26 protein-coding genes are annotated in these 23013 nt (G+C 58.5%); 18 read left to right on the top strand and 8 right to left on the bottom strand.

Features of this window, described 5'->3' with window-relative positions; genetic code table 11:
* Nucleotides 1-3 precede the first annotated feature (3 nt).
* A complete protein-coding gene (locus tag FBZ99_RS08480) occupies nucleotides 4-471 on the bottom strand; it encodes an Lrp/AsnC family transcriptional regulator (protein WP_015340578.1) in 468 nt (155 codons plus the stop codon).
* Nucleotides 472-709: 238 nt separating this feature from the next.
* Between FBZ99_RS08480 and trxB the strand changes: the two genes are divergently transcribed.
* The 4 genes from trxB (at nucleotide 710) to FBZ99_RS08460 (ending at nucleotide 4725) form a co-directional block, all read left to right on the top strand.
* The gene (trxB, locus tag FBZ99_RS08475) at nucleotides 710-1684 is read left to right on the top strand and encodes a thioredoxin-disulfide reductase (protein ID WP_095435379.1); all 975 of its coding nucleotides are present in this window, start codon (nucleotides 710-712) and stop codon (nucleotides 1682-1684) included.
* A gap of 23 nt (nucleotides 1685-1707) precedes the next feature.
* A complete protein-coding gene (locus FBZ99_RS08470; protein ID WP_092711607.1) occupies nucleotides 1708-2604 on the top strand; it encodes a LysR family transcriptional regulator VtlR in 897 nt (298 codons plus the stop codon).
* Between the two features lie 564 nt (nucleotides 2605-3168).
* The gene (locus FBZ99_RS08465) at nucleotides 3169-3462 is read left to right on the top strand and encodes an ArsR/SmtB family transcription factor (RefSeq protein WP_069612851.1); all 294 of its coding nucleotides are present in this window, start codon (nucleotides 3169-3171) and stop codon (nucleotides 3460-3462) included.
* Between the two features lie 150 nt (nucleotides 3463-3612).
* Nucleotides 3613-4725, top strand: a complete 1113-nt coding sequence (locus tag FBZ99_RS08460) for an alkene reductase (protein WP_145632456.1) — start codon at nucleotides 3613-3615, stop codon at nucleotides 4723-4725.
* Between the two features lie 137 nt (nucleotides 4726-4862).
* On the opposite strand, the gene FBZ99_RS08455 is transcribed toward FBZ99_RS08460, so the two are convergent.
* The gene (locus FBZ99_RS08455; RefSeq protein ID WP_246661086.1) at nucleotides 4863-5840 is read right to left on the bottom strand and encodes an SDR family oxidoreductase; all 978 of its coding nucleotides are present in this window, start codon (nucleotides 5838-5840) and stop codon (nucleotides 4863-4865) included.
* Between the two features lie 92 nt (nucleotides 5841-5932).
* On the opposite strand from FBZ99_RS08455, the gene FBZ99_RS08450 reads away from it, so the two are divergent.
* Both FBZ99_RS08450 and FBZ99_RS08445 read left to right on the top strand, forming a co-directional pair.
* On the top strand, nucleotides 5933-6847 hold the full coding sequence (locus tag FBZ99_RS08450) for a LysR family transcriptional regulator (protein WP_145632449.1): 915 nt from the start codon (nucleotides 5933-5935) through the stop codon (nucleotides 6845-6847).
* Nucleotides 6848-6849: 2 nt separating this feature from the next.
* A complete protein-coding gene (locus FBZ99_RS08445) occupies nucleotides 6850-7365 on the top strand; it encodes a GrpB family protein (protein ID WP_145632825.1) in 516 nt (171 codons plus the stop codon).
* On the opposite strand, the gene FBZ99_RS08440 is transcribed toward FBZ99_RS08445, so the two are convergent.
* Nucleotides 7362-7643 (bottom strand): DUF2188 domain-containing protein, encoded by a 282-nt coding sequence (locus tag FBZ99_RS08440; protein ID WP_092711617.1) that lies wholly within the window; start codon nucleotides 7641-7643, stop codon nucleotides 7362-7364. The genes FBZ99_RS08445 and FBZ99_RS08440 overlap by 4 nt on opposite strands.
* Nucleotides 7644-7914: 271 nt before the next feature.
* On the opposite strand from FBZ99_RS08440, the gene FBZ99_RS08435 reads away from it, so the two are divergent.
* On the top strand, nucleotides 7915-8976 hold the full coding sequence (locus FBZ99_RS08435; protein ID WP_371864925.1) for a calcium:proton antiporter: 1062 nt from the start codon (nucleotides 7915-7917) through the stop codon (nucleotides 8974-8976).
* Nucleotides 8977-9116: 140 nt separating this feature from the next.
* Here FBZ99_RS08435 and FBZ99_RS08430 read toward each other — a convergent pair whose 3' ends face one another.
* Entirely contained in the window at nucleotides 9117-10319 is a 1203-nt protein-coding gene (locus FBZ99_RS08430) for a pyridoxal phosphate-dependent aminotransferase (protein ID WP_113351865.1), read from the bottom strand.
* A 517-nt stretch (nucleotides 10320-10836) separates the two neighbouring features.
* Here FBZ99_RS08430 and FBZ99_RS08425 point away from each other — a divergent pair.
* The 5 genes from FBZ99_RS08425 to FBZ99_RS08405 all read left to right on the top strand — a co-directional run bounded on the left by FBZ99_RS08425 (nucleotide 10837) and on the right by FBZ99_RS08405 (nucleotide 15152).
* The gene (locus FBZ99_RS08425; RefSeq protein WP_145632445.1) at nucleotides 10837-11997 is read left to right on the top strand and encodes a PQQ-dependent sugar dehydrogenase; all 1161 of its coding nucleotides are present in this window, start codon (nucleotides 10837-10839) and stop codon (nucleotides 11995-11997) included.
* A gap of 99 nt (nucleotides 11998-12096) precedes the next feature.
* Entirely contained in the window at nucleotides 12097-12987 is an 891-nt protein-coding gene (locus FBZ99_RS08420) for a DMT family transporter (protein WP_145632442.1), read from the top strand.
* A 498-nt stretch (nucleotides 12988-13485) separates the two neighbouring features.
* Nucleotides 13486-13701, top strand: a complete 216-nt coding sequence (locus tag FBZ99_RS08415) for a cold-shock protein (protein ID WP_004116423.1) — start codon at nucleotides 13486-13488, stop codon at nucleotides 13699-13701.
* 147 nt (nucleotides 13702-13848) lie between these two features.
* Nucleotides 13849-14286 carry a BA14K family protein gene (locus tag FBZ99_RS08410; protein ID WP_145632439.1) on the top strand — a complete coding sequence of 146 codons (438 nt, stop codon included), beginning with the start codon at nucleotides 13849-13851 and terminating at the stop codon, nucleotides 14284-14286.
* 320 nt (nucleotides 14287-14606) lie between these two features.
* Nucleotides 14607-15152, top strand: coding sequence for a nucleoside kinase (locus FBZ99_RS08405; protein ID WP_145632436.1), 546 nt, complete (start codon nucleotides 14607-14609; stop codon nucleotides 15150-15152).
* A gap of 11 nt (nucleotides 15153-15163) precedes the next feature.
* On the opposite strand, the gene FBZ99_RS08400 is transcribed toward FBZ99_RS08405, so the two are convergent.
* A complete protein-coding gene (locus FBZ99_RS08400; protein WP_145632431.1) occupies nucleotides 15164-15808 on the bottom strand; it encodes an MBL fold metallo-hydrolase in 645 nt (214 codons plus the stop codon).
* A 244-nt stretch (nucleotides 15809-16052) separates the two neighbouring features.
* On the opposite strand from FBZ99_RS08400, the gene FBZ99_RS08395 reads away from it, so the two are divergent.
* From FBZ99_RS08395 to FBZ99_RS08370, 6 genes are all read left to right on the top strand, one after another.
* On the top strand, nucleotides 16053-16691 hold the full coding sequence (locus FBZ99_RS08395; RefSeq protein ID WP_145316556.1) for a DUF1236 domain-containing protein: 639 nt from the start codon (nucleotides 16053-16055) through the stop codon (nucleotides 16689-16691).
* A 250-nt stretch (nucleotides 16692-16941) separates the two neighbouring features.
* Nucleotides 16942-17205 (top strand): hypothetical protein, encoded by a 264-nt coding sequence (locus tag FBZ99_RS08390; RefSeq protein WP_092711633.1) that lies wholly within the window; start codon nucleotides 16942-16944, stop codon nucleotides 17203-17205.
* A 457-nt stretch (nucleotides 17206-17662) separates the two neighbouring features.
* Nucleotides 17663-18133 (top strand): MarR family winged helix-turn-helix transcriptional regulator, encoded by a 471-nt coding sequence (locus tag FBZ99_RS08385; protein WP_173004631.1) that lies wholly within the window; start codon nucleotides 17663-17665, stop codon nucleotides 18131-18133.
* Nucleotides 18134-18209: 76 nt separating this feature from the next.
* On the top strand, nucleotides 18210-18911 hold the full coding sequence (locus FBZ99_RS08380; RefSeq protein WP_069612646.1) for a response regulator: 702 nt from the start codon (nucleotides 18210-18212) through the stop codon (nucleotides 18909-18911).
* Between the two features lie 23 nt (nucleotides 18912-18934).
* Nucleotides 18935-20317, top strand: coding sequence for an ATP-binding protein (locus FBZ99_RS08375; protein WP_069612647.1), 1383 nt, complete (start codon nucleotides 18935-18937; stop codon nucleotides 20315-20317).
* Between the two features lie 11 nt (nucleotides 20318-20328).
* A complete protein-coding gene (locus FBZ99_RS08370) occupies nucleotides 20329-20910 on the top strand; it encodes a DUF1349 domain-containing protein (protein WP_113351861.1) in 582 nt (193 codons plus the stop codon).
* Between the two features lie 34 nt (nucleotides 20911-20944).
* Here FBZ99_RS08370 and FBZ99_RS08365 read toward each other — a convergent pair whose 3' ends face one another.
* From FBZ99_RS08365 to FBZ99_RS08355, 3 genes are read right to left on the bottom strand one after another with little or no spacing between them, the layout of a single operon-like run.
* On the bottom strand, nucleotides 20945-21286 hold the full coding sequence (locus FBZ99_RS08365) for a tRNA-binding protein (protein ID WP_069612649.1): 342 nt from the start codon (nucleotides 21284-21286) through the stop codon (nucleotides 20945-20947).
* A 15-nt stretch (nucleotides 21287-21301) separates the two neighbouring features.
* The gene (gene proC / locus FBZ99_RS08360; RefSeq protein WP_113351860.1) at nucleotides 21302-22141 is read right to left on the bottom strand and encodes a pyrroline-5-carboxylate reductase; all 840 of its coding nucleotides are present in this window, start codon (nucleotides 22139-22141) and stop codon (nucleotides 21302-21304) included.
* A 1-nt stretch (nucleotide 22142) separates the two neighbouring features.
* Complete coding sequence (locus tag FBZ99_RS08355) at nucleotides 22143-22643, bottom strand: YbjN domain-containing protein (RefSeq protein ID WP_145632428.1); 501 nt, start codon at nucleotides 22641-22643, stop codon at nucleotides 22143-22145.
* Nucleotides 22644-23013 lie beyond the last annotated feature (370 nt).

Genomic DNA, 23013 nt, shown 5'->3' with positions numbered 1-23013 from the left:
CGCCTAGAGCTCCACCAGGCCGAGCTTCTTGACTTGCCGAATGGTCAGCATGGTGCGCACGGTGTCGACATGTTCATTCGCCGTCAGAACTTCGATGACGAAATCCTGGAAACGAGTGAGATTTTCCGCAACGCAGTGCAGCAGGAAATCGCTGTCGCCGGACACCATCCAAGCCTGCCGAACCAGCGGCCATGCCGAGGTTGCGCTGGCAAAAGCCTTGAGGTTCGCTTCCGACTGATGCTTGAGGCCGACCATGCAAAAAGCCACGAGATCGAAGCCTAATTTAGGGCTGTTCAACATGGCGTGATAGCCTTCGATAACGCCGGCTTCTTCCAATTTGCGCACGCGGCGCAGACATGGCGGCGCCGAAATGCCGACCCTGTCCGCGAGCTCGACGTTGGTCATGCGTCCGTCCCGCTGGAGTTCCCGCAGAATCTTGATATCGATGGCATCGAGCTCGGCGCGAAGCACTTTCTTGCCTTTCTTTAATTCCCCCTCGCCAGCTTCTATATAAGGCAGGAAAATACGCAAGAAAGTTTCTCTCGCGTAGTTGATTCTTACACAAAGCAGATTTGCTCTGTGTGTAATGCAAGGCTGCCCTTGAATAAATGCATAAGGCAATCATAAATGAAGCCGCGGATCGCGAAATCGCCTGCTTTGCGCGCTTGAAGCCGCGGTTTCCCAATCGCCGAAATTGAAAGGACTGACTATGCCTGCCCGCCACACAAAGGTGCTCATCATCGGTTCCGGCCCAGCCGGTTACACCGCCGCGGTTTACGCCGCGCGTGCGATGCTGCAGCCGGTTCTGATCGCTGGTCTCGAACAGGGCGGCCAGCTGATGATCACGACCGATGTCGAGAACTATCCGGGCTTTGCCGATCCTATCCAGGGACCATGGCTGATGGAGCAGATGCTTCAGCAGGCACAGCATGTCGGCGCCGAAATCGTCAACGACCTCGTGACCGAAGTCGATACCAGCAAGCGTCCTTTCGTTGCCCATACAGATAGCGGCCAAGTCTGGACCGCCGACACGCTCATCATTGCCACCGGCGCCAAGGCGAAATGGCTGGGTATCGAGAGCGAACAGCATTTCCAGGGCTTCGGCGTCTCCGCCTGCGCCACCTGCGATGGCTTCTTCTACCGCAACAAGGACGTGATCGTGGTCGGCGGCGGTAACAGCGCCGTTGAAGAGGCGCTCTATCTCTCCAACATCGCCAAATCGGTGACCGTGGTGCATCGCCGCGATACTTTCCGTTCGGAAAAGATCCTGCAGGAGCGCCTGTTCGCCAAGGCAAACGTCAAGATCCTCTGGAATACTGAGGTTGCCGAAATCACCGGCACGCCCGCCAAGCCGCCGATGCCGCCATCGGTCACGGGCGCACGCCTGCGCGATGCGCGTACCGGCGCCATCACGGAAATGCCGATCGACGGTGTCTTCGTTGCCATCGGCCATGCGCCGGCGACCGAGCTCTTCAAGGGCAAATTGAAACTCAAGGACAATGGCTATCTCTGGACCGCTCCTGATTCGACCGCGACCAGCGTCGAAGGCATCTATGCCGCGGGTGATGTGACCGATGATACATTCCGCCAGGCGATCACGGCAGCCGGGATGGGCTGCATGGCCGCGCTTGAGGCGGAACGCTATTTGACCGGGCACATGCCCGTCGCCGTGGCTGCGGAGTGATGCAGCCGATGAGGGGAAACGGCATGCCATTGGATTGGGATAAGCTGCGTATCTTTCACGCGGCTGCCGAAGCGGGTTCATTCACGCATGCGGCCGACAAGTTGCACTTGTCTCAATCCGCCATTAGCCGGCAGGTCAGCGCTCTCGAGCAAGACGTTGGCATCAAGCTTTTCCACCGCCATGCGCGCGGCCTCATCCTGACCGAACAGGGTGAGCTGCTCTATCGCACGGCCCATGACGTTTTGCTGAAGCTCGAAACGGTCAAGATGCAATTGACCGAAACGACCGACAAGCCAAGCGGCAAGCTGCGCGTGACGACCACAGTCGGTCTCGGCCAGGGCTGGCTCACCGACAAGATCCAGGAATTCCTGCAGCTCTATCCGGACATGCAGATCCAGCTGATCCTCGACAACGAGGAGCTGGATGTGAACATGCGCCATGCGGACTGCGCCATCCGTCTGCGCCAGCCGCAGCAATCGGATCTCATCCAGCGCAAGCTCTTCACCGTGCACATGCACGTCTATGCGGCCCCCTCCTACATCAACCGCTACGGCGAGCCGCAGTCGGTGGAGGATCTAGACGAACATCGCATCATCAGCTTCGGCGAGCCGGCACCAAACTACCTGCTCGACGTCAACTGGCTGGAGATCGCCGGCCGGTCTTCGGACAACAAACGCGTGCCGCACCTGCAGATCAACAGCCAGACGTCGATCAAGCGCGCCTGCCTGCTTGGTATCGGCATCGCGGTATTGCCTGACTATATCGTCGGCCGCGACCCCGGCCTCATTCAGCTTGCCATCAATGCCGACGTGCCGTCCTTCGACACCTATTTCTGCTATCCCGACGAGATGAAGAACGCGGCCAAGCTCAAGGTTTTTCGTGATTTTATTGTCGCGAAGGCTCGTAACTGGAACTTCTGACGAAGGTAAGTCACTGATAACGAACTCTTTTTACGGCTAGTATATCAGCCACGCATATGATGCATAGCTGATATGCACAAATGAGAGTTGAAGCCTGCCCATTTAACTACCATATCGCACATAGCTGATGCACAAGGTGGCTTTTCCTCCCAGTTCCACCGCATTGGCTGTTCCCCTCTGGAGGTTTTTGACCTTCATACCTATAGGGCCCTGGTTCACTCCGGAGGCCCTTTTTTTTGCCCTTTTGCCGCCGACGTAGCAAACGCATAACTGCCATGCACAAAAAAGCATTGCGCACTGCACAAATTAGCATCATAACGCACTCAGCTGATGCACACGGTGGCTTTTCCTCCCAGTTCCACCGCATTGGCTGTTCCCCTCTGGAGGTTTTGACCTTCACACCTATAAGGGCCCTGGTTCATTCCGGTGGCCCTCTTTTTTTGCCTAATTTCTAAGCACGCACGTCGACGGCCTTGCCGAAAATAATCTTCAGCGTCGCCCTTGATATATCGAAAATCGTCGATACATAAATCGCAATTATTCGATATTCATATGGTGAACGCCATGGACAAGAACGAGATATTGAAGGCTCTGGCCCACCCGGCCCGGCTCGAAATCCTCAATCACCTCAAAGATCCGCACACCCATTTCCCGACCCAGGAGCACCCGTTGGAGCTCGGCGTCTGCGCTAGCCAGTTCGAGCGCTGTGGCCTGTCGCAATCGACCGTCTCAGCGCATCTCGGCACGCTGCATCGCGCCGGCCTGGTGACGACGCGGCGCCTTGGCCAGTGGATTTTCTACAAGCGCAACGAGGAAACGATCGCCGAATTCCTCGCGGCCATGCAGAAGGAACTCTGAAAATGTCTGCTGCGCTCCCTGTATTTGCGCCCATGTCCCCCATCACCGACGCAATCTTCCCCAAGAAGCTGCTGCCTTAACCACCATAGTTCTTCGGACCTGGCGATCGCCTCGTCCTGATTTCCCTGCCCCCAATAGAAAGGACGATCCATGACCAAATTATTCGAACCGACGAAGCTGGGTGATATTTCCATCGCCAATCGCATCGTCATGGCACCTCTGACGCGCAATCGCTCGCCGAATGCAGTGCCGAATGAACTGAACGTCAAATACTACGCCCAGCGCGCCACTGCCGGCCTGATCATCACCGAAGCAACAGCGATTACCCATCAGGGTCAGGGCTACGCCAACGTTCCCGGCCTCTACAGCAAGGAAGCGCTCGATGGCTGGAAGAAGGTGACGGATGCCGTGCATGCCAACGGCGGCAAGATCGTCGTGCAGATGTGGCATGTCGGTCGTATCTCCCATACGACCCTGCAGCCGAATGGTGGCAAGCCGGTCTCGTCGACCTCCAAGCGCGCTGAGAATTCGAAGACCTATCTGGTCAACAGCGACGGCACCGGCGGCTTTGCCGATGTTTCCGAACCGCGTGCGCTCGAAACCTCGGAAATCCCGGGCATCATCGAGGATTATCGCAAAGCGGCCCGCGCCGCGATCGATGCCGGCTTTGACGGTGTCGAGATTCATGGCGCCAACGGCTACCTGATCGACCAGTTCCTGCGCGGCAATGTCAACGACCGCACCGACCAGTATGGCGGCGCAATCGAGAACCGCGCGCGTTTCCTGTTCGAAGTGGTCGATGCCGTCACCAAGGAAGTCGGTGCCGGCCGCACGGCGATCCGCATCTCGCCTGTCACGCCATCCGGCGATGCCAGCGATCCGGCGCCGCAACAGCTCTTCACCTACGTCGTCGAAGGTCTGGCGAAATATGGCCTCGCCTATATCCACGTCATCGAAGGCCAGACCGGCGGTAAGCGCGACTTCCTGCCCTTCGACTATGACGCTCTCCACTCGGCCTACAAGGCTGCAGGCGGCAAGGCCGGCTGGATGGTCAACAATGCCTATACCCGCGAGATGGCGATCGAAGCCGTCGACAGCGGCAAGGCCGATGTCGTTGCCTTCGGCAAGCCGTTCATCTCCAATCCGGATCTCGTCCGCCGCCTGAAGGAAAACGCACCGCTCGCCCAATGGGACCAGGCAACGCTCTACGGCGGCGGCGCCAAGGGCTACGACGACTATCCGACCCTGGACGAAGCAGCATAACCTCTCTGACGGACCGGCCTCTACCCCAGTGGCAAGGCTGGCATAAAGCTAACGATGAGCCCCGCACCAAGATGTTGCGGGGCTTTTCCACTCGCTGTTGTAACCAGTGCCCTTGGACAGAATGCCTGACCGGCGGCTCAAGCTGCCGGAAGACAGCCGATAGAGGCAAGGCTTGCCCTCACCGCCTCATCGATCGGCGTATGCGGCTCCTCGCCAAGAACAGCCACCAGCCTGTCGTTCCGCATCTCCAACGGCACATCCCAGAGATAGCTCATCTCGCGCAGTTCCCGCATGAATGTTACGAAGGGAGAGGCTAGCGGTACGATCCACCAGGGAAATGATTTCACCTTTACCTTGCGTCCAACGACGCGCTGCACGGCTTCGATCATCTGTCTGCCGTCTCCATCCCAGTGACCACGCATATGATAGACGGCGAAAGCCGGCAGCTTATCGCCTTTCTCTATCAGCCGGATCATGGTCTCTGCTACATCAGGCAGATAGGCCCATTGATGGCCGACACCGCGCTTGCCTGGATAGGTCACGGTGCTGATCGCCTTACCCGGCGTCACTATGGCCTGCGAAAACCAGCTATTGGCCCGAGAGCCGCCGAAGAAATCGCCGGCGCGAACGATGATAACAGGCGTACCGCCCTGCTCTGCCGCCGCCCGCAGGCGCCGTTCCATCTGCACGCGGATAGCGCCTTTGCGGGTCTTCGGCCGTTGCGCGCTATCTTCCGTGACATTCGGGAAAACATCGGGACCGAAATTATAAACCGTACCGGGCAGCACGATCCGTGCACCAACCGCCTTGGCGGCGGCAATGGTATTGTCGAGCATCGGCAGGACGACCTTGCCCCAATTGCGATAGCCGGGCGGGTTGACCGCATGCACGATGACATCCGCACCTTGCGCCGCCTTCAGAACATCATCCGCCTGCATGGCATCGCCCTGGAACCAGTCGAACTTCGGCTGGCGGCGAGCCGCCTCGGCCGCATTGCGGTTCAGCGCCCGGATGCGCCAGCCACGAAGGGCAAGCCCTTCCGCGACAGAACCGCCAATGCCACCGGTCGCGCCGAGTATCAGTGCCGTCTTCGTGCTTTCCTTATTGTTGCTCATCGTCATCTCCATCGGTTTCGATGGGCTGACTATGCTTGGTATCGGCGATAAACGAAATTGCTGAAAAATCTGCAGATGATATACATAAATGTATGGCGTCGCTATCTGAACCAAGCTGGGATTTCTATCGCACCTTTCTTGCCGTGCTGGAGCATGGCTCGCTGTCGGCCGCTGCCCGCGAACTCGGCCTGACACAGCCGACGGTCGGCCGTCATATCGACGCCTTGGAACAATCGGTGGGTGCGGAGCTGTTCACTCGTTCGCAACAGGGGCTGTTGCCGACCGACACCGCCCTCGTTCTGAAACCTTATGCCGAGACTTTAGCGAGCACGACCGCCGCACTGTTGCGCGCGGCCTCCGGCTCGAAGGACAAGGTCCGTGGAACAGTGCGCGTCAGCGCGAGCGAAGTCATCGGCACGGAAGTGCTGCCGCCGATCCTTGCCAAATTGCAGGCAATCTATCCCGACCTGATCGTCGAGCTTTCAGCCTCCGATACGGTGGAAGATCTGCTGCAACGTGAGGCCGATATCGCCGTGCGCATGGTCGCACCGGCGCAAGAAGCACTACTCGCCCGGCATATCGGCATCATCTCTCTCGGCCTCTTCGCCCATCGCGATTATATCGAGCGGTACGGCAAGCCCGAAACCCTCGAGGAACTGCGTCGGCACAAGCTCATCGGCTTCGATCGCCAGACTGCCTATATACGCATGATGCTGAAGCGTTATCCGATGCTCGAAGGCGCTTCCTTCAGCTTTCGTTCCGATCACAGCATCGCGCTCCACAATGCGCTGCGCGCCGGCATCGGCATCGGTTTCTATCAGATCCCCTTGGCAAGCCGCGATCCAAACCTCGTGCAGATATTGTCCGAGATAAAGGTGGAGATCGACACCTGGATCGTCATGCATGAAAACCTGAAGACGTCGCCACGCTGCCGCGTGACGTTCGATGCCCTCGTTGCGGGTTTGCTTGATTACATCAAGGAAAACAACGTGGAGAATGGATTTTGACCATGGGAACAGCGGTGGAACTTGTGCCGTACGACCCATGCTGGCCAGGGGATTTCGAACGCATCCGCGAAAAGCTCGAACGATTGCTGGCGCCCTATGTCGTGACGATCGAACATATCGGCAGCACATCCATTCCCGGGATCGCCGCAAAACCGCTCATCGACATCGATATCATCTTGCACAGCTCAGCCGATGTGCCTGCGGCGACCCAGATTCTTCTGCGGGAGAATTACGAACCGCGTGGCAATCGCTATGACGACGATGTCTGGGCCTTCATGCGGCGCGACGGCAGGCCGCCGGAGCGCGTCTATCTCTGCCCGCCGAACAACCGGACCCACGAGCGCCGGGTGATCTTTCGCGATTATCTTCGAGCGCATCCTGCAGAAGCGGCAGCCTATGCCGCGCTGAAATTGGAGCTCGCCGGAATGCATCGACATGATGGCGATCGCTACACTGCCGAGAAACGTCATTTCGTCGACGCGGTTATCGAAAAGGCAGTCGGCCAGCGGCAGATCTAGGCGCCTGGAGCGGTATCCACCGGCGGAAAATGCATCTGGCCGTCGATGACTTCCGTTTCCGGTCGGTCACCGCCATCGGCATATTCCTCATGCCATTTGCCGCTCTCGTCCTGCCAGCTGATTTCGGCTGAATCTCCCCCGATTTGCTGTTCCGCCGCCACGATCCTCGCGGCCTCCACCGCCTCGGAATGTGTTGGAAACGCTTCCGAATAAACGTCGCGGAAGCGATAAGCCCACCCACCGTCATGCGGCACGATTTCGTAAACGACCTTGACCATTCAGACCCTCCTTCTCATCTGCCAAGACCTTCGAACCGGACGTTGCCGGCAGAATCGCGTGCATCTGAGACGGGTTCGAGGATGCCGCGACATTGTGATTGGGCAGACCTGTCCGCATAGTATTCCATTAAACCGCGTTAACTGCAAATTTCGCCCTCCTCCCCGCAAGCTTGATGTGCGAAATCCTTGCTTTAGAGTGCAACCGTGAATCGGCGCAAAGGTGGGGAAAGTGATCATAACGAAATGGTTTAAGCAGGAGAAAAACCTGCTAGTGGCACTGGCGATTGCTGTCGTCGCCTATGTCGGCGAGCATTCCATACTGGAAATGGGCCAAGGCACTGCGATGGTCGCCGCCGTGGCATTGATCGCGACGATTGTATTAGCATCCATGCGCGTCGCCCACCACGCAGAGACCCTCGCCGTCAAGGTCGGCGATCCCTACGGCACGATGATCCTCACTCTTTCGGCCGTTGCGGTCGAAGTCATCATCCTCGCCATCATGATGAGCGGCGAGAGTTCGCCGACGCTGGTGCGCGATACCATCTATGCCGCCGTCATGCTCGATATCAACGGCATCCTCGGTCTTGCTGCTCTTCTCGGCGGTCTGAAACATGGCGAACAGCCCTATAATGACGATTCCAGCCGGACCTATGGCGTTATGATCTTGACCGCTATGGGCATTTCGATGATCGTGCCCGAGTTCATCCCGGATGCGAAATGGCACTACTATTCGGCCTTCACCATCGTCGCGATGATCGCCCTCTATGCGCTGTTCCTGCGCATGCAGGTCGGCCGGCACAGCTATTTCTTCAGCTACAGCTATCCGCGCTCGGAGAAGAAACTCGCTGCCGGAGAGGCTGAAGAGCATCATGAAGAAGAATCCACGACAACTTCGATCGTCACGATCTTGATCGGCGTCGTGCTGATCGGCGTGCTGGCGGAATTCATGTCGGCCTTCATGGATACCGGCCTCAAGGGCACGGGCGCTCCGCCCGCCATCGCCGCGATCGTCGTTGCCGCCATCTCCGCCGCACCGGAAATTCTGACTGCTCTGCGGGCGGCGCTCAGAAATCGCATGCAGGCGACAGTCAATATCGCTTTAGGCGCCTCTCTTTCGACCGTCATCCTGACGGTGCCGGTCATGGAGGCGATTGCGCTCTATACCGGCCAGCCCTTCATGATGGCCATGTCGCCAGTGCAGACGGTCATGGTAATGATCACCCTGATCGTCGCCGCCATCAACCTCAACGACGGCGAAACCAACGCCATTGAGGGCATGACCCATTTCATTCTCTTCGCCACTTTCATCATGCTGACAGCGCTCGGTCTTTGATTCCGATTTCAAAGACTTGCGCCGACTGGCGGATTCAAATTGCGAAACGCTTGAATCAGTTGATGAAGATGAAACCGGCAAGCTGAATGCAAAAAGCCTGCCATCTCTGGCGGGCTTTTCAATTGAACGATTATGGCCGCTTACTTGCAGGCGCCGCAGAAGCGCTGGATGCGGCGGCAAGCTTCCTCGAGCAGCTCCTCCGAAGTCGCGTAGGAGATGCGGAAGTTCGGGCCGAGGCCGAAAGCGGAACCGTGGACGACGGCCACACCTTCCGATTCCAGCAGTTCGGAGACGAAATCCTCGTCCGTCTCAATGACCTTGCCGGTCGGAGCCGTCTTGCCGATCAGGCCGGCGCAGGACGGATAGACGTAGAAGGCGCCTTCCGGAACCGGGCAGGAAATGCCCTTCGCCTGGTTCAGCATCGAGACTACGAGATCGCGGCGACCTTCGAAGATCTTCTTGTTGCGCGGAATGAAGTCCTGCGGCCCGTTCAGCGCTTCGACGGCAGCCCACTGGGCGATTGAGGTCGCACCCGAGGTCTGCTGACCCTGGATCATGTCCATCGCCTTGATGAGCTGCAGCGGGCCGGCAGCATAGCCGATACGCCAGCCGGTCATCGCATAGGCCTTCGACACGCCGTTCATCGTCAGCGTGCGGTCGTAGAGGCTCGGCTCGACCTCGACCGGAGTGGCAAACTTGAACTCGCCATAGGTCAGGTGCTCGTACATGTCGTCGGTCAGGATCCAGACATGCGGATGCTTGACCAGCACGTCCGTCAACGCCTTCAGCTCAGCATGCGAATAGGCCGCGCCCGACGGGTTGGACGGCGAGTTGAACATGAACCACTTGGTCTTCGGCGTGATCGCCTTCTCAAGATCGGCCGGCTGAAGCTTGAAGTTGTTGGCCTGTGTCGTGGCAACGAAAACCGGCGTGCCACCGCACAGCGACACCATTTCCGGGTAGGAAACCCAGTAAGGCGTCGGGATGATGACTTCATCGCCGGGGTTCAGCGTCGCCATAAAGGCGTTGAACAGGATCTGCTTGCCGCCCGTGCCGACGATGGTCTGCTCGGGAGCGTATTCCAGATTGTTCTCGCGCTTGAACTTGGCGGCGATCGCCTTGCGCAGTTCCGGAATGCCGGCAACCGGCGTGTACTTCGTCTCGCCGCGATTGATCGCGTCGATGGCCGCCATCTTGATATTATCGGGCGTATCGAAATCCGGCTCACCGGCGCCGAGGCCGATCACGTCGCGTCCTTTTGCTTTCAGCTCGCGCGCTTTCTGGGAAACGGCGATGGTGGCAGAAGGCTTTACACGGGAAAGAGCGTCGGCAAGAAAGGCCATGGTGATCGGTCCTATTCGGTTGAAAATGGCAGAAAGCCTGTGGACCAGATTTCTGCGCTAAGCTCTATGTCGAATATGGGCCGACGTTTCAAGCACAAAGGCGTCACAGTGGCTTTATTTCATGGGTTTCCGGGCCATGTGCATAAGCTTTCCTTACCCGGCTAGAAGCCTGACCGCGAGCGCGCTTGCCGGTTTTGCCCGGACCGCATGGATCGTAGCCAGGCATCGCCGCTCGATCCAAACTTGAATCATTACGCGAAGCGCCTGAATCGGATTCTGAGGACGCTGGAAATTTCTAATAGAGATCAAATACTTCCCCCGATATCAGCTTCCCACGGGGCCGGCCGGATGCCTCTCGCGTGCAAAACGCCTCCCTCGCAAGCAGGCGTGAATGAGCCGAAAAGCATCCATCAGTCAAAAGCGAGAACACAAAGACGTTATCGGCTCCACAACCAGCCTTGAATGGCAACTGAACGGCCCCACCTTGCGAAAGCAAGGCTATTGGGAGGTCGGACGGATGCGCGGGGCCAAAACAGGATCAGGCAGAAGCGGATTTGCGGTCGTCGTGATGGCGTGCGCCCTGCTCACGGCAACATCGGTGCTTGCCGAACCGGTGCAGACTTTCAAGACGCAGAAGGTTGATGTCAAGGTCGAGACGGTTGCGACGGGGCTTGAACATCCTTGGGCGGTCCAAGTGCTATCGGACGGTGCCTACCTTGTGACCGAGCGGCCCGGCCGCTTGCGCCTCATCCGCGACGGCAAGGTCTCGGCCCCGATATCAGACGTGCCTGAAGTTTACGCGCATGGCCAGGGCGGCCTCCTCGATATAGCCCTTGATCCGAAATTCGCCAGCAACCGCACCCTCTATTTCACGACCTCCGTGGCAGGCGATGGCGGAAGCGGCACGGCCGTCTTTCGCGCCAGACTATCGCCGGACGAAACTCGGCTGACGGATGTGAAGCGCATCTTCCTGATGAACAAGCTCTCGCGCGGCAATATCCAGTACGGCTCGCGCATCGCAATCGCCCGCGACGGCAGCCTCTTCGTCAGCCTCGGCGACCGTGGCCAACAGGACCGCGCCCAGAGCTTTCAGGACGATGCCGGCTCCATCATCCATATCGGCGCCGATGGCAGCATTCCTGCCGATAATCCGTTCAGAGACGGAAAGCGTGCCCTTCCCGAAATCTGGACGAAGGGCCATCGCAATCCTCAGGGCATCACCTTCGACAGCCAGACGAACAAACTCTATACGGCAGAGCACGGCGCGCGGGGCGGCGATGAGATCAACACGCCCGAAGCCGGCAAGAACTATGGCTGGCCGGTCATTTCCTATGGCGTCAATTACAATGGTACCAAGATCGGTATCGGCACGGCAAAGGCCGGCATGGAACAGCCCCGCTTCTATTGGGACCCTTCGATTGCGCCCGGCGCTATTGCCGTCTATCGCGGCAAGATGTTTCCCGAATGGAACGGCGATTTCCTCGTCACGGCGCTGAAGTTCGAGCTGCTCTCACGGCTAAGCCAGAACGGCAAAGGCAAAATCACCGAGCGGGAACGCATGTTTGAGGGAAAATTCGGCCGCTTGCGCGACATAACGGTCGCGCCCGACGGTGCGTTGCTGATAACGACCGATGAAGATAACGGAGCGCTTCTGAGGGTTTCGAGAGCAGCAAGCTAGGCTCAACGCGCCGCCTGGGGCATCTTTCGGCCTTGCCGCAAGCAAAAGCAGCTGCTAACGGTCGGCCTCATTCTTTCCTCCCCTTCCCGCAGGATGCAGATGTCTCGCATACAGGCGAATTTGTTGTTGTTGCTTGCCGCCGCGATCTGGGGCGGCGGTTTCGTTGCGCAATCGACAGCGATGAAGGCGATCGGACCCTTCTGGTTCATCGGCCTCAGATTCGCCGTGGCCACCATGGTCGTCCTGCCTTTCGTGTGGATGGAAAACAGGAAGGCCGCCAAGCCGCTGACGCCTCGCAACTGGCTCTCCTTTCTGCTGATCGGCCTCGCTCTCTTCGGCGGAGCGGCAACGCAGCAGCTCGGCCTGCTGACAACGACGGTCACGAATTCTAGCTTCATCACCGGTCTCTACGTGGTCTTCGTGCCGCTGATCGCCGTTATCTTCCTGCGCCGCTCGCCGCATTGGGTCATCTGGCCCGCGGCATTGATGGCGCTTTGCGGCATCTACCTGCTGTCGGGTGGCTCCTTCTCGCGCCTCACCGTCGGCGATTTCCTGACCGTGATCTGCGCACTCTTCTGGGCAGCGCAAATCACGCTCGCCGGCTCCGCCGTCAACGACACCGGCCGGCCGCTTGGCATCTCCGCCACGCAATTTGCCGTCACCGCCGTTCTCGCTCTCGCGGTTGCCGCCGCCATCGAACCAATCAGCATCGCCGATATTAGCGCCGCACTCGGCGAGATCCTCTATGTCGGCATCTTTTCCTCAGGCCTGGCTTTCGCGCTGCAGATCATCGGCCAGCGTTATACGACCGCTCCCCAAGCCGCGATCTTCCTGTCTTCGGAGGCACTGTTCGGGGCTTCACTCGGCGCCTTGCTGCTCGGCGAAACCATCGGCCCTCTCGGCTATGCCGGCTGCGCCTTGATGTTTACGGCGATGCTGGCCGTGGAATTGGTGCCGGAATTGACTCGGCGGCGCGACGCCACAGCATAAAAAACGCCGGAAATGCGCGCTTTTAGGCGCTTGACGGCATGGCACGCCAAAATTTTTCGAACAATCGAAAACGGCTGTTCACACCAGCGGATTTGGGGAAATTTCGCCAAAACTATATCGCGAGCGATGCAAAACCCTTAGAAACTTGTTTCAAAGTGGGAAAATTTGCGAATCGCCTTAACATATTCGCGTTACGGTATTGTGCCTGTTGTGCCACGTTAAAAAACTTTTGCTTGCCAATTTCCCATAAACACAGCACTCTCAACAGTGTTCGGGCATTTTTAGAGCATGGGAAGTCCTAATAGAATTGCGAGCCGGAAACGCTAATATTCCGGTCAGCTTGGTCGAGAAGCGGGGTGGCAAACATCGCATCGAGATCATGCCGAGTTACGGGGACCTTTTCCTTCAAATTTCGAGAACTGCCTGCAAGCGCCCGCAAGGGCAACTGAAGTAATGCTGCCCGTGTGGATGGTGGGCAGAGAGAAAAGGACCTGAGGCATGGCCGAGACTGGCACTGTAAAGTTTTTCAATACCGATAAGGGCTTCGGTTTCATCAAACCGGACAAGGGTGGCGCGGACATCTTTGTACACATTTCTGCAGTTCAGGCTTCTGGTCTGGCAGGATTGTCGGAAAACCAGAAGGTAAGCTTCGACACGGAACCGGATCGCCGCGGCAAGGGGCCGAAGGCCGTCAATCTGCAGATTGCTGGCTAAGACACCTTACGGCTTTCAAATTCGAGTTGAGGCCCGGCAGCAATGCCGGGTTTTGTCATTCAGTCTGCATTCAGTTTGCCACGTATAATTTGCCTCCCATGAAAGGGCGGGAATGACTTTTGTCTGCTTCCGTTAGAGGATAGGCCAATGACCATACTCGGCAAAACGCTTGTCATGTCCGCCGTCGCGGCGGCATTGACGATCACTTCCATGAGCGCCGTTTCCGCCGACGAATACTGGCGCCATCATAACCGAGACGGCTGGGCATTCGGCGCCGCCGGGCTCGCAACCGGCCTGATCGTCGGCTCCGCCATTGCCAGCCAGCCGCGCTACGTCGAACCGGCCCCGGCCTATGTCGACCCAGGCTACGACGCTCCTCCCCCTGGCTACTACTATCGCCCAGCACCGCGCCGCGTCTATGTCGAACGCGACGTCAGCTATTATGCGCCAGCGCCGGCATACGGTCTGCGTCCTTGGTCGTCCGCATGGATGCGCTATTGCTACGACCGCTACAGAAGCTTCGATGGCCGCACCGGCACCTATGTCGGCTTTGACGGCATGCGCCATTTCTGCACGGCCGATTGATTCCAGACGTGCTCCTAATGACAATGCGAGGAACCAAGGCGCCGCTTCCGAGCGGCGCCTGATTGATGCGGAATAGCTCCATCGGGAAGCGTTCGTCTTTCCGCCTGGATTTGCGGCAGCGTCCCCGCATTGCCGTCTCTCGCACACTGAACGCTCCACGCCTTCTCTGAAACAACGTCTCTGATAAGAACGCCGGCCCCATTGCGCCCAAAACTCTCATCCAGACACTCTGTGATAATGTCCTGCCATGGTCACACTGGCATTTTATGCGTGTTGCCATCATTTCTGGCTGCGCGAAGAAGCTTTTCAGAGGTTGGAGAATGGGCGTCAGGAATTACTTGATCGACGGCGTTTCTGGAGCTGGCAAGACCTCTGTCGCCACCGAACTGCAGCGGCGCGGCTACCATGTCATCCATGGCGATCGGGAGTTGGCCTATAAGGGCGATCCGAAAACGGGTGAACCGCTGGATGCCTCTGTCCTTCGGGAGCACATTGGCGATGTGGCCTTCGGGCACAGACATCACCTTTGGGATGTCGGCAAGGTCAAACCCCTAGTCGCCGATCGAAGCAATCCGACCACCTTCTTCTGCGGCGGCTCAAGGAATTTTCATTGCTTTATCGATCTGTTCGATGAGGTCTTCGTGCTCAACGTCGATCTGGACACACTAAGCCGCCGGCTTGCCGCCAGACCGGAAGATGAGTTTGGCGGCAAGCCCGCCGAGCGAGACATCATCGTGCGATTACACGCGACGCAGGAGGACATTCCGAAGAACGCGATAAGCATCGACGCAACAGTGCCGCTCGCCAATGTTGTCGACGATATTCTTTCCAGATGCCACGGGAATGCGGGGCAAAAGGCCCGCTGATAACGCTTTGCCTACAGCTCACGCAGGAAGGGATTGGTGCGGCGCTCGTCGCCGATCTTGCTCCCCGGCCCGTGACCACAGATGAAGCCGACTTCATCGCCAAGCGGGAAAACCTTGTCGCGGATCGATTCCAAAAGCTGCTGATGATTGCCGCCGGGCAGATCGGTTCTGCCGATCGAGCCGTTGAACAGCACGTCGCCGAGATGGGCAAAGCCCTGCTTCCGATTGACATAGATGACATGGCCGGGCGCATGGCCGGGGCAATGGAAAACCTCGAATTCATGCTCGCCGAAGGAAACCTTGTCGCCCTCCTTCAGGAAGCGGTCCGGCGTAACGTTACGCACGCCGCTGATGTTGAACATCTTGCCTTTGGCTTCGATATCCTCCAGCAGGAAGCGATCGTCCTCATGCGGGCCGATCACCTCGATGCCGAGTGCCTCACGCACCTCGTCGGCACCGCCGGCATGATCGATATGGCCGTGTGTCAGCCAGATGGCCTTGAGGGTAATGCCGTTCTCGCGCACCGTCTGCAGGATGATATCGACATCGCCGCCCGGGTCGACCACCACGCCTTCCTTGGTCTCCGGATCGAACAGGATGGTGCAGTTCTGTTCGAAAGGGGTCACCGGAATGATGCCGGCCTGGAGCATGCCCATGGAGCGCCTCGTCTGTTTGATCGTCGTACTGCCGGTATAACGGCAAACATCAGACAAAGCAGCCCCCGAAGCTTCAAAGTGGTCCAAACGCGGCAACCGAACCTCAAGATTCGATAATACCCATGTTTTCAAACACTTATTTGATCCTCCCATCGAACGATGACCTATTGGTGTCCGGCAAACCGGAACACTCAGGCACTCGAAACGTTGAAGATAGGTCTTTCAAGACAGAAGGAGAAAACCAATGTCCTTGAAGAGAAACCTGTTGCTGACCGGCTTTGTCCTTCTCGGCAGCGCGGGTCTCGCCCAGGCCGAGATGGCCGCAACCACCGCCACGGATATAGAAGTTCGTTCCGGGCCCGGTGCGGAATTCCCGACCGTTGGTGTCGCCACTCGCGGGTCCGAAGCAACACTCGACGGCTGCGTCGAAGGTAGCCGCTGGTGCCGGGTCGACGTCAATGGCATGCGCGGCTGGGTCTATGCGCAATATCTGAGCGTCGAACAGAATGGCACCTCGGTCGTCGTTCAGGACCACCGGGATGATCTGGGCATTCCCACCATCACCTATGAACAGACCGATCCGATCCAGACCGGCAGCGTCCAGCGCGTTCAGCCCGATCCGAGCGACGAATTGCTGGGGCCCGTCGATCAGAGCGGTGGCGATGTAGTCGCAATCACCCCGCCTGAGGAAGTCCGGACCTATATCGACGACAATCCGGTCGATACTGTTCAGTTGCGTGGAGATCTGGTGGTTGGCGCCACCGTTCCGCAAAGCGTGGAAGTACACCGTATTCCAGACTACCAATACAGCTACGTCGAGGTAAACCACCAACCCGTATTGGTCGATCCGGGTACACGCCGCATCGTCTACGTCTACCGCTGATTCGCCTCGCAGGACCGCATAAGATGGCGAAATTGACATGCGGCGGGTCGGCCGCATGTCCAAACCGAGGATCTCCCCTGAAATTATTAGGGAATTCTCCCGTTTGAGTTGCTCTTCTATTTCCAGCGATCCGTGCATGATGTAATCCTAATATCGATGAAGGATTATCGCCGCTCCCTGGCATCGATCCGGGGGGACGCCGCGAGAGGGCATCCGGAAGCGTCTCCGGAACTATGGGAGAAGGGCAGTCATGGAAAGTCTAGGGCCTATCATTACGCAATTGATTGCCGGTGCGATCGGTGGCAACGCCGCGAGCGCCGTTTTGAAGCAGGATGGGATCAATCTCATTGCGAGAACGATTGCCGGAGCCGTGGGTGGCCTTGGCGGCGGCCTGATCCTGAACCTGATCGGCAGCGAAGCTCTCACCGGCCTCATCGCGCAAGGCATATCCTCATTGGTCGCCGGCGGCGTGCTCTCCGCGATCGTCGGTGCCGTTCTCGGCCGTAAGTCGTAACTAGATCGGATCGCACAAGCCGGGCCGACAAACACCCGGCTTGTGCGGATCAACATCAATTCCGTTTGGCAACAGGCGTATCTCGCCCCTGCCTTGAAGCGGATGGCGCGGAAAAGATACCCGCTTTCGCGATGGTTGCCGCTCGACGGCGGGGCATGCGCGACCTTCAGCAAGGGCGCCTGCCTCTCGCCCCATTGCTCTCGAACAATCTCGCCACCTCAAGGCACGATTGCTATCGGCCATATTCTGCCCCTGTGGCGACAGATTAATATACAGGATATGTTGGAGTTTTTGCGGGACCGCGCTTAATTTCCCGATAGGGCAGCCCGTTCGGGCCGCACGGCATTGTGCGAAAGCGGGCAACGACGTAGAAATGCGTCAATAGAGCTGACATATTTTTGCGGAAATTTCCCGGATGCTCCATAATAGGAAAGGAAATGTCACGGTGCCACGACAGATGAGCCAGAATGCGGCAAAAACGGAGCTGCTGGGCACACCGATGCAGAACGCGGGAAGCATCGATTTCGAGATTATCGAGCTGCTTTTCTTCGCCTACCGTGATTTTGTCTCCGATCCGGACCAGATCCTCGTCAAGAGCGGTTTCGGCCGGGCCCATCATCGTGTCGTCCATTTCGTTAACCGCGAACCCGGCATGACGGTTGCGGACCTTCTGGAAACATTGCAGATCACCAAACAGAGTTTGGCGCGGGTTCTCAAACAATTGATCGATTCGGGTTATATTCGCCAGGTCGCAGGTCCGGAGGACCGGCGGCAGCGCAAGCTGTATCCGACGCAAGCCGGCCGCGATCTGGCGCTGGCGCTGGCCGAGCCGCAATCGCGCCGCATTGAAAGGGCATTCGAAGGCGCGTCGGAAGCGACGCGCGAAAGCGTGAAGCGTTTCCTGAGGGGAATGCAGACGGGGAAATGACGGCGATTCAGCCCGCGGTGCCGGTGCGGAGTGCCTCAATGCAATCGATGGGTAGGACAGGATCGAGACGGACCGAATGACGACAAAAGCAGCAATCTCGGATGACGCAGCACATCTTTTGGTGGTGGACGACGACACACGTATCCGTGCCCTCCTCAATCGTTACCTCATGGAGAAAGGTTTTCGCGTCACGTCTGCCGCCGATGGCGCCGAAGCCCGCCGCAAGCTGGAAGGGCTCGACTTCGACCTCATCATCATGGATGTGATGATGCCCGGCGAATCCGGCATCGCGCTGACATCGAGCCTGCGGGCGATCAAAAACATTCCGATCATCATGTTGACGGCACTGGCTGAAGCCGATTCCCGTATAGCAGGCCTTGAGGCCGGCGCGGACGACTATCTGCCAAAGCCCTTTGACCCGCGTGAGCTGGTATTGCGCGTCAACAATATCCTTCGCCGCAACGCGCCCGCCGATTCCCCGAAGATCGAGCTTGTGATGTTCGGACCTTACACGTTTTCGCTCACCCGCAAGGAGCTGAAGAAGGCGGCGGAACTCATCCGGCTTACCGACCGCGAGCAGGAAATCATGCTGTTGTTTGCCAAGCGTGCCGGCGAGACGATCCCGCGTCACGAGCTCATCGGCAATGACGCGGAGGTGGGCGAACGAACGATCGATGTGCAGATCAACCGGCTGCGCCGAAAGATTGAAGACGACCCGGCCAACCCTATCTGGCTGCAGACGGTGCGTGGCATCGGCTACCGCCTTAGCATAGACTGAGATCGGCTCCGCGGGACCAGGTGATGGTGACATTCGATTCGATCAGACGCGACCAGGATCACACGCCGTCCAACGGATTGCGGTGGCTTTCGCGCTGGATGCGTCGCTATATCCTGCCGACCGGCCTCTATGCCCGCTCATTGCTGATCTTCATTCTGCCGATGATCATCCTGCAGGCGGTGGTTACCGTCGTCTTCATGGAGCGCCACTGGCAGATGGTGACTCAGCGCCTGTCGATGGCGACAACGCGCGACATCGCCGCCATCATCACCATCATCCAGACCTATCCGCAAGATGCCGACTATTCCGCCATCACCCAGATGGCGCGCCAGAAGCTCGATCTCGCCATTTCGATCGAACCGGGTGGCGAGCTGCCGCCGCCCGCCGAAAAACCGTTCTTTTCGATCCTGGACGGCATTCTGAGCGACGAGATCCGCGATCAGATCAACCTGCCCTTCTGGATCGATACGGTCGGCAACTCCAGCCTGGTCGAAATCCGCATCAAACTGCCCGACAAGGTGCTGCGCGTCTTCGCCAAGCGCAGCCAGACTTATGCGTCCAATACCCATATCTTCATTCTGTGGATGGTCGGCACGTCTCTGGTCCTGATCGGTATCGCCGTCCTGTTCCTGCGCGGCCAGATCCGTCCGATCCTGGCTCTCGCCCAGGCGGCGGAAAGCTTCGGCAAAGGACAGCGACTGGAAAACTATTCCCCGCGGGGCGCCGACGAAATACGCCGCGCCGGTCTCGCCTTCATCCTGATGCGCGAGCGCATCGAACGACAGATCGAGCAGCGCACGGCGATGCTCTCCGGCGTCAGCCATGACCTGCGAACCGTTCTGACCCGCTTCAAGCTGCAGCTTGCCCTTGTCGGTGAAAATCCGGATCTTGCCGGCCTTAGCGAAGATGTGGAGGACATGCAAAGCATGCTAGAGGGCTATATGGCCTTCGCACGCGGCGAGGCAGAAGAAGATGTCGGTCAGTTCAAGCTCAGCGATATCTTCGAGAAGATCCAGCAGGACTTCACGCTGCACGGTAAATCCATGAGCTTCTCCATCGACGGTGACGATCAAATCTCCGTCCGGCCGAATGCCTTTACCCGCCTGGTGACGAACCTTGCCACGAACGCCCGGCGCTATGCCAACAGCCTTCGCATCGAAGCAAGGCACAGCGCCAAATGGCTGACGATCATCTTCGATGATGATGGCCCCGGCATTCCAGCCGCGGCGCGCGATGACGTCTTCAAACCGTTCTTCCGGCTGGATTCGGCCCGCAATCTCGACAAGTCGGGCACAGGCCTCGGCCTTGCCATCGCGCGCGACATCGCCCGCAGCCATGGCGGCAACGTCACGCTTGGCGACAGCCCGCTCGGCGGCCTGCGCGCCACTATCCGCATTCCTGCCTGAGGAGGCGTCACATGGCGATCGATATCGATGGCATGCACTGGCTGAATGCGCCGCCGATGTGGGAGGTGAACCAAGGACGATTGTTTGTCCGTTCCGGCGACAAGACCGATTTCTGGCAGGAGACCTATTACGGCTTCCATCGCGACAACGGTCATTTTCTCGGCACGCCGCGCCGTGGCGATTTCACCGCAGCAGTCACCTTTGTCGGCCACTATCGCGAGCTTTACGATCAGGCCGGCCTGATGATCCGCCACGATGCCAGGCGCTGGATGAAATGCGGGATCGAATATACCGACGGCGCCAGGCATTTCAGCGTCGTCGTCACCAATGGCAATTCCGATTGGTCGGCCTTCCGGCTCGATCATGAATTCGATGCCATGTCGGCACGGGTCACGCGCAACGGCGATGCCCTCTTCATCCAGTATCGCACCGACCGCATGAGCGAGTGGCGCATGGCGAGGCTCGCCTGGTTCGATCCAATGCTGGAGGAAGTGTCTGTCGGTCCCGCCTTCTGTTCGCCGCAACGCGAAGGCTTCGAAGCGGAATTTCTCGATTTCAGCCTGAGCGATCCGCTATCGAAGGACATTCACTGAGGGCACTTCCCTTCGATTGCGAAAGGGGTACCGCTCACATCATCTTCTTGCCGTTCGGCACCGGCTGGGTCACCGCAGCGAGAACGATCGCGCCGGACTCATCCTCGAAACCGAGCGTTAGCACTTCGGAACGCACCGGTCCGATCTGGCGTGGCGGGAAATTGACCACCGCCAACACCTGCCGGCCGATAAGAGTTTCCGGCGTATAATGTACGGTGATCTGTGCGGAGGAGCGCTTGATGCCGATCTCCGGCCCGAAATCGATTCTGAGCTTATAAGCAGGCTTGCGTGCTTCCGGAAAAGTCTCCGCTTCGATGATCGTTCCGACGCGGATATCCACCCGCTCGAAATCGCCATAAGTGATCTCTTCCGTCATCTCTTACCTTTAAATTCAGCCGGCCAGTTCCTGCGCCCGCTTGCGCGCCGCTTCGAGGGCCGCATCGAACAGGGGCTGCATGCCGTCCTCTGCCATCAGAACGCCGAGTGCCGCCGCGGTCGTCCCGCCGGGAGATGTCACATTCTGGCGCAGGCGCGAAGCGTCGTCGGGAGACTGGTGCAACAATTCACCAGCCCCCGCGACGGTTTCCCGTGCGAGCCGCATGGCGAGGTCCGCCTGCAGGCCAAGCTTTCGGCCCGCCTCCGCCATGCATTCCACGAGATAAAAAACATAGGCAGGCCCGCTGCCCGAAACCGCAGTCACCGAATCGATATCGGCTTCGCCAGGCACCCATTCGACCGGACCGGATACCTTCAACAGGTTCTGGACCAGCTGTCGCTGGCGATCGCTTACGCGCGCATTGGCAAAAGCGCCGGTCACGCCGCGCCCGACCATGGCGGGCGTATTCGGCATGGCGCGCACCATGGCCGCGTCTCCCAGATGCCTCTCAAGCGCAGAGAGCGTCTTACCGGCCGCGATGGAGACGACGACGGTCGTCTCTCCGACGAGCGGTTTGAACGGCGGCAGAACCGCGTCCATGAGTTGCGGCTTGACGGCGATGAAGAGAACGCCCGCCGTCAAGCCTTTCGGAACTTCGGTGACATGGCTTGCGCCCGCATCCGCAATCATTTTCCGCATCGCTTCGGCCGGATTGGGATCAACGACAACGACCGAAGAGCCCGGCACGCCGTTTTTCAGCCACCCCGTCAGCAATGCGCCACCCATATTACCCGCGCCGATCAGAACGATCGGCCCGGAGGACGCAAATGCATTGGCGGATTGTTCACCTGTCATATCACGCTTCGCCTACCGTTTCAAAGAGTACGGCTTCCATGGCGCGGTTTGCATCGAGCCCGGACCATACGACAAATTGGAAAGCCTGATAGTAAGCCTCGCATGTGTCAAGCGCGTTGGAAAGCAGCACTTCCACCTGCCTGTTCGTGGGCTCCGCCCCACCCGACAAGAGCAGCGATTGACGGAAGATGACGATGTCTTCCTGACGCCACAGATCGAAGTGGCCCATCAGCACCTGCCCGTTGATGCAGGACAAGAGCTTGATCACCTCGTTGACGCGCGAGTCCGGAACCTTGACATCGAATGCGCAGGCTATGTGCAGCGCCTCGAGTTCCTCCATCCAGGAGAACGAGACGTGATAGTCGGTCCATCGTCCTTCGACGGTCATGGCGATTTCGTCTTCGCCCGACCGTTCGAACGACCAGTCGTTGTTGGCAGCAACGAATTCGATCATGTCGACCGGATTCGATTGTCGTTCGGCTTCCATTTCCATAAGGCTCATGCAGCACCTTCTTGACCGGATCGGTTGCAGTTTTCCCGTGGCTCGACACTGAAAGAACGCAAACAATTTTACTCCGGAAACATCCTCGGGATGATGTTGAACGGCTGCCAGACTAACGCTTCCACCATGCCCGGGGCTTACCAAGTCCGTTTCGAATCATCATTTAAAATCAGTGTATAGTGGCATGCCCGGCATGCCAGCCCCTGAACGGTGATTTTGGAAACGGCACTGTGGAAAGCTCTTCGGACGCCTATTCAGAAGGGAGTCATAACCGACTCTGGCGATTGGCTTTTTTGCCTATGTCCACAGGTGGAAAAACTGACGGAAATTTTCAGAGGAAAAAGGCACGGCAAACGGGTGCCGCGCCGAT

The organism is Rhizobium sp. ERR 1071 (assembly GCF_007828675.1).
GTDB classification, from domain to species: Bacteria; Pseudomonadota; Alphaproteobacteria; order Rhizobiales; family Rhizobiaceae; genus Rhizobium; species Rhizobium dioscoreae.
Note: the sequence above shows the minus strand (reverse complement) of the source record. Positions and strands in the feature narration are given on the sequence as shown.

Coding starts and splice junctions, on each gene's coding strand:
- trxB (WP_095435379.1), top strand. CDS start 710: ATGCCTGCCCGCCACACAAAGGTGCTCATCATCGGTTCCGGCCCAGCC.
- FBZ99_RS08470 (WP_092711607.1), top strand. CDS start 1,708: ATGCCATTGGATTGGGATAAGCTGCGTATCTTTCACGCGGCTGCCGAA.
- FBZ99_RS08465 (WP_069612851.1), top strand. CDS start 3,169: ATGGACAAGAACGAGATATTGAAGGCTCTGGCCCACCCGGCCCGGCTC.
- FBZ99_RS08460 (WP_145632456.1), top strand. CDS start 3,613: ATGACCAAATTATTCGAACCGACGAAGCTGGGTGATATTTCCATCGCC.
- FBZ99_RS08455 (WP_246661086.1), bottom strand. CDS start 5,840: ATGAGCAACAATAAGGAAAGCACGAAGACGGCACTGATACTCGGCGCG.
- FBZ99_RS08450 (WP_145632449.1), top strand. CDS start 5,933: ATGGCGTCGCTATCTGAACCAAGCTGGGATTTCTATCGCACCTTTCTT.
- FBZ99_RS08445 (WP_145632825.1), top strand. CDS start 6,850: ATGGGAACAGCGGTGGAACTTGTGCCGTACGACCCATGCTGGCCAGGG.
- FBZ99_RS08440 (WP_092711617.1), bottom strand. CDS start 7,643: ATGGTCAAGGTCGTTTACGAAATCGTGCCGCATGACGGTGGGTGGGCT.
- FBZ99_RS08430 (WP_113351865.1), bottom strand. CDS start 10,319: ATGGCCTTTCTTGCCGACGCTCTTTCCCGTGTAAAGCCTTCTGCCACC.
- FBZ99_RS08425 (WP_145632445.1), top strand. CDS start 10,837: ATGCGCGGGGCCAAAACAGGATCAGGCAGAAGCGGATTTGCGGTCGTC.
- FBZ99_RS08420 (WP_145632442.1), top strand. CDS start 12,097: ATGTCTCGCATACAGGCGAATTTGTTGTTGTTGCTTGCCGCCGCGATC.
- FBZ99_RS08415 (WP_004116423.1), top strand. CDS start 13,486: ATGGCCGAGACTGGCACTGTAAAGTTTTTCAATACCGATAAGGGCTTC.
- FBZ99_RS08410 (WP_145632439.1), top strand. CDS start 13,849: ATGACCATACTCGGCAAAACGCTTGTCATGTCCGCCGTCGCGGCGGCA.
- FBZ99_RS08405 (WP_145632436.1), top strand. CDS start 14,607: ATGGGCGTCAGGAATTACTTGATCGACGGCGTTTCTGGAGCTGGCAAG.
- FBZ99_RS08400 (WP_145632431.1), bottom strand. CDS start 15,808: ATGGGCATGCTCCAGGCCGGCATCATTCCGGTGACCCCTTTCGAACAG.
- FBZ99_RS08395 (WP_145316556.1), top strand. CDS start 16,053: ATGTCCTTGAAGAGAAACCTGTTGCTGACCGGCTTTGTCCTTCTCGGC.
- FBZ99_RS08390 (WP_092711633.1), top strand. CDS start 16,942: ATGGAAAGTCTAGGGCCTATCATTACGCAATTGATTGCCGGTGCGATC.
- FBZ99_RS08385 (WP_173004631.1), top strand. CDS start 17,663: ATGAGCCAGAATGCGGCAAAAACGGAGCTGCTGGGCACACCGATGCAG.
- FBZ99_RS08380 (WP_069612646.1), top strand. CDS start 18,210: ATGACGACAAAAGCAGCAATCTCGGATGACGCAGCACATCTTTTGGTG.
- FBZ99_RS08375 (WP_069612647.1), top strand. CDS start 18,935: ATGGTGACATTCGATTCGATCAGACGCGACCAGGATCACACGCCGTCC.
- FBZ99_RS08370 (WP_113351861.1), top strand. CDS start 20,329: ATGGCGATCGATATCGATGGCATGCACTGGCTGAATGCGCCGCCGATG.
- FBZ99_RS08365 (WP_069612649.1), bottom strand. CDS start 21,286: ATGACGGAAGAGATCACTTATGGCGATTTCGAGCGGGTGGATATCCGC.
- proC (WP_113351860.1), bottom strand. CDS start 22,141: ATGACAGGTGAACAATCCGCCAATGCATTTGCGTCCTCCGGGCCGATC.
- FBZ99_RS08355 (WP_145632428.1), bottom strand. CDS start 22,643: ATGAGCCTTATGGAAATGGAAGCCGAACGACAATCGAATCCGGTCGAC.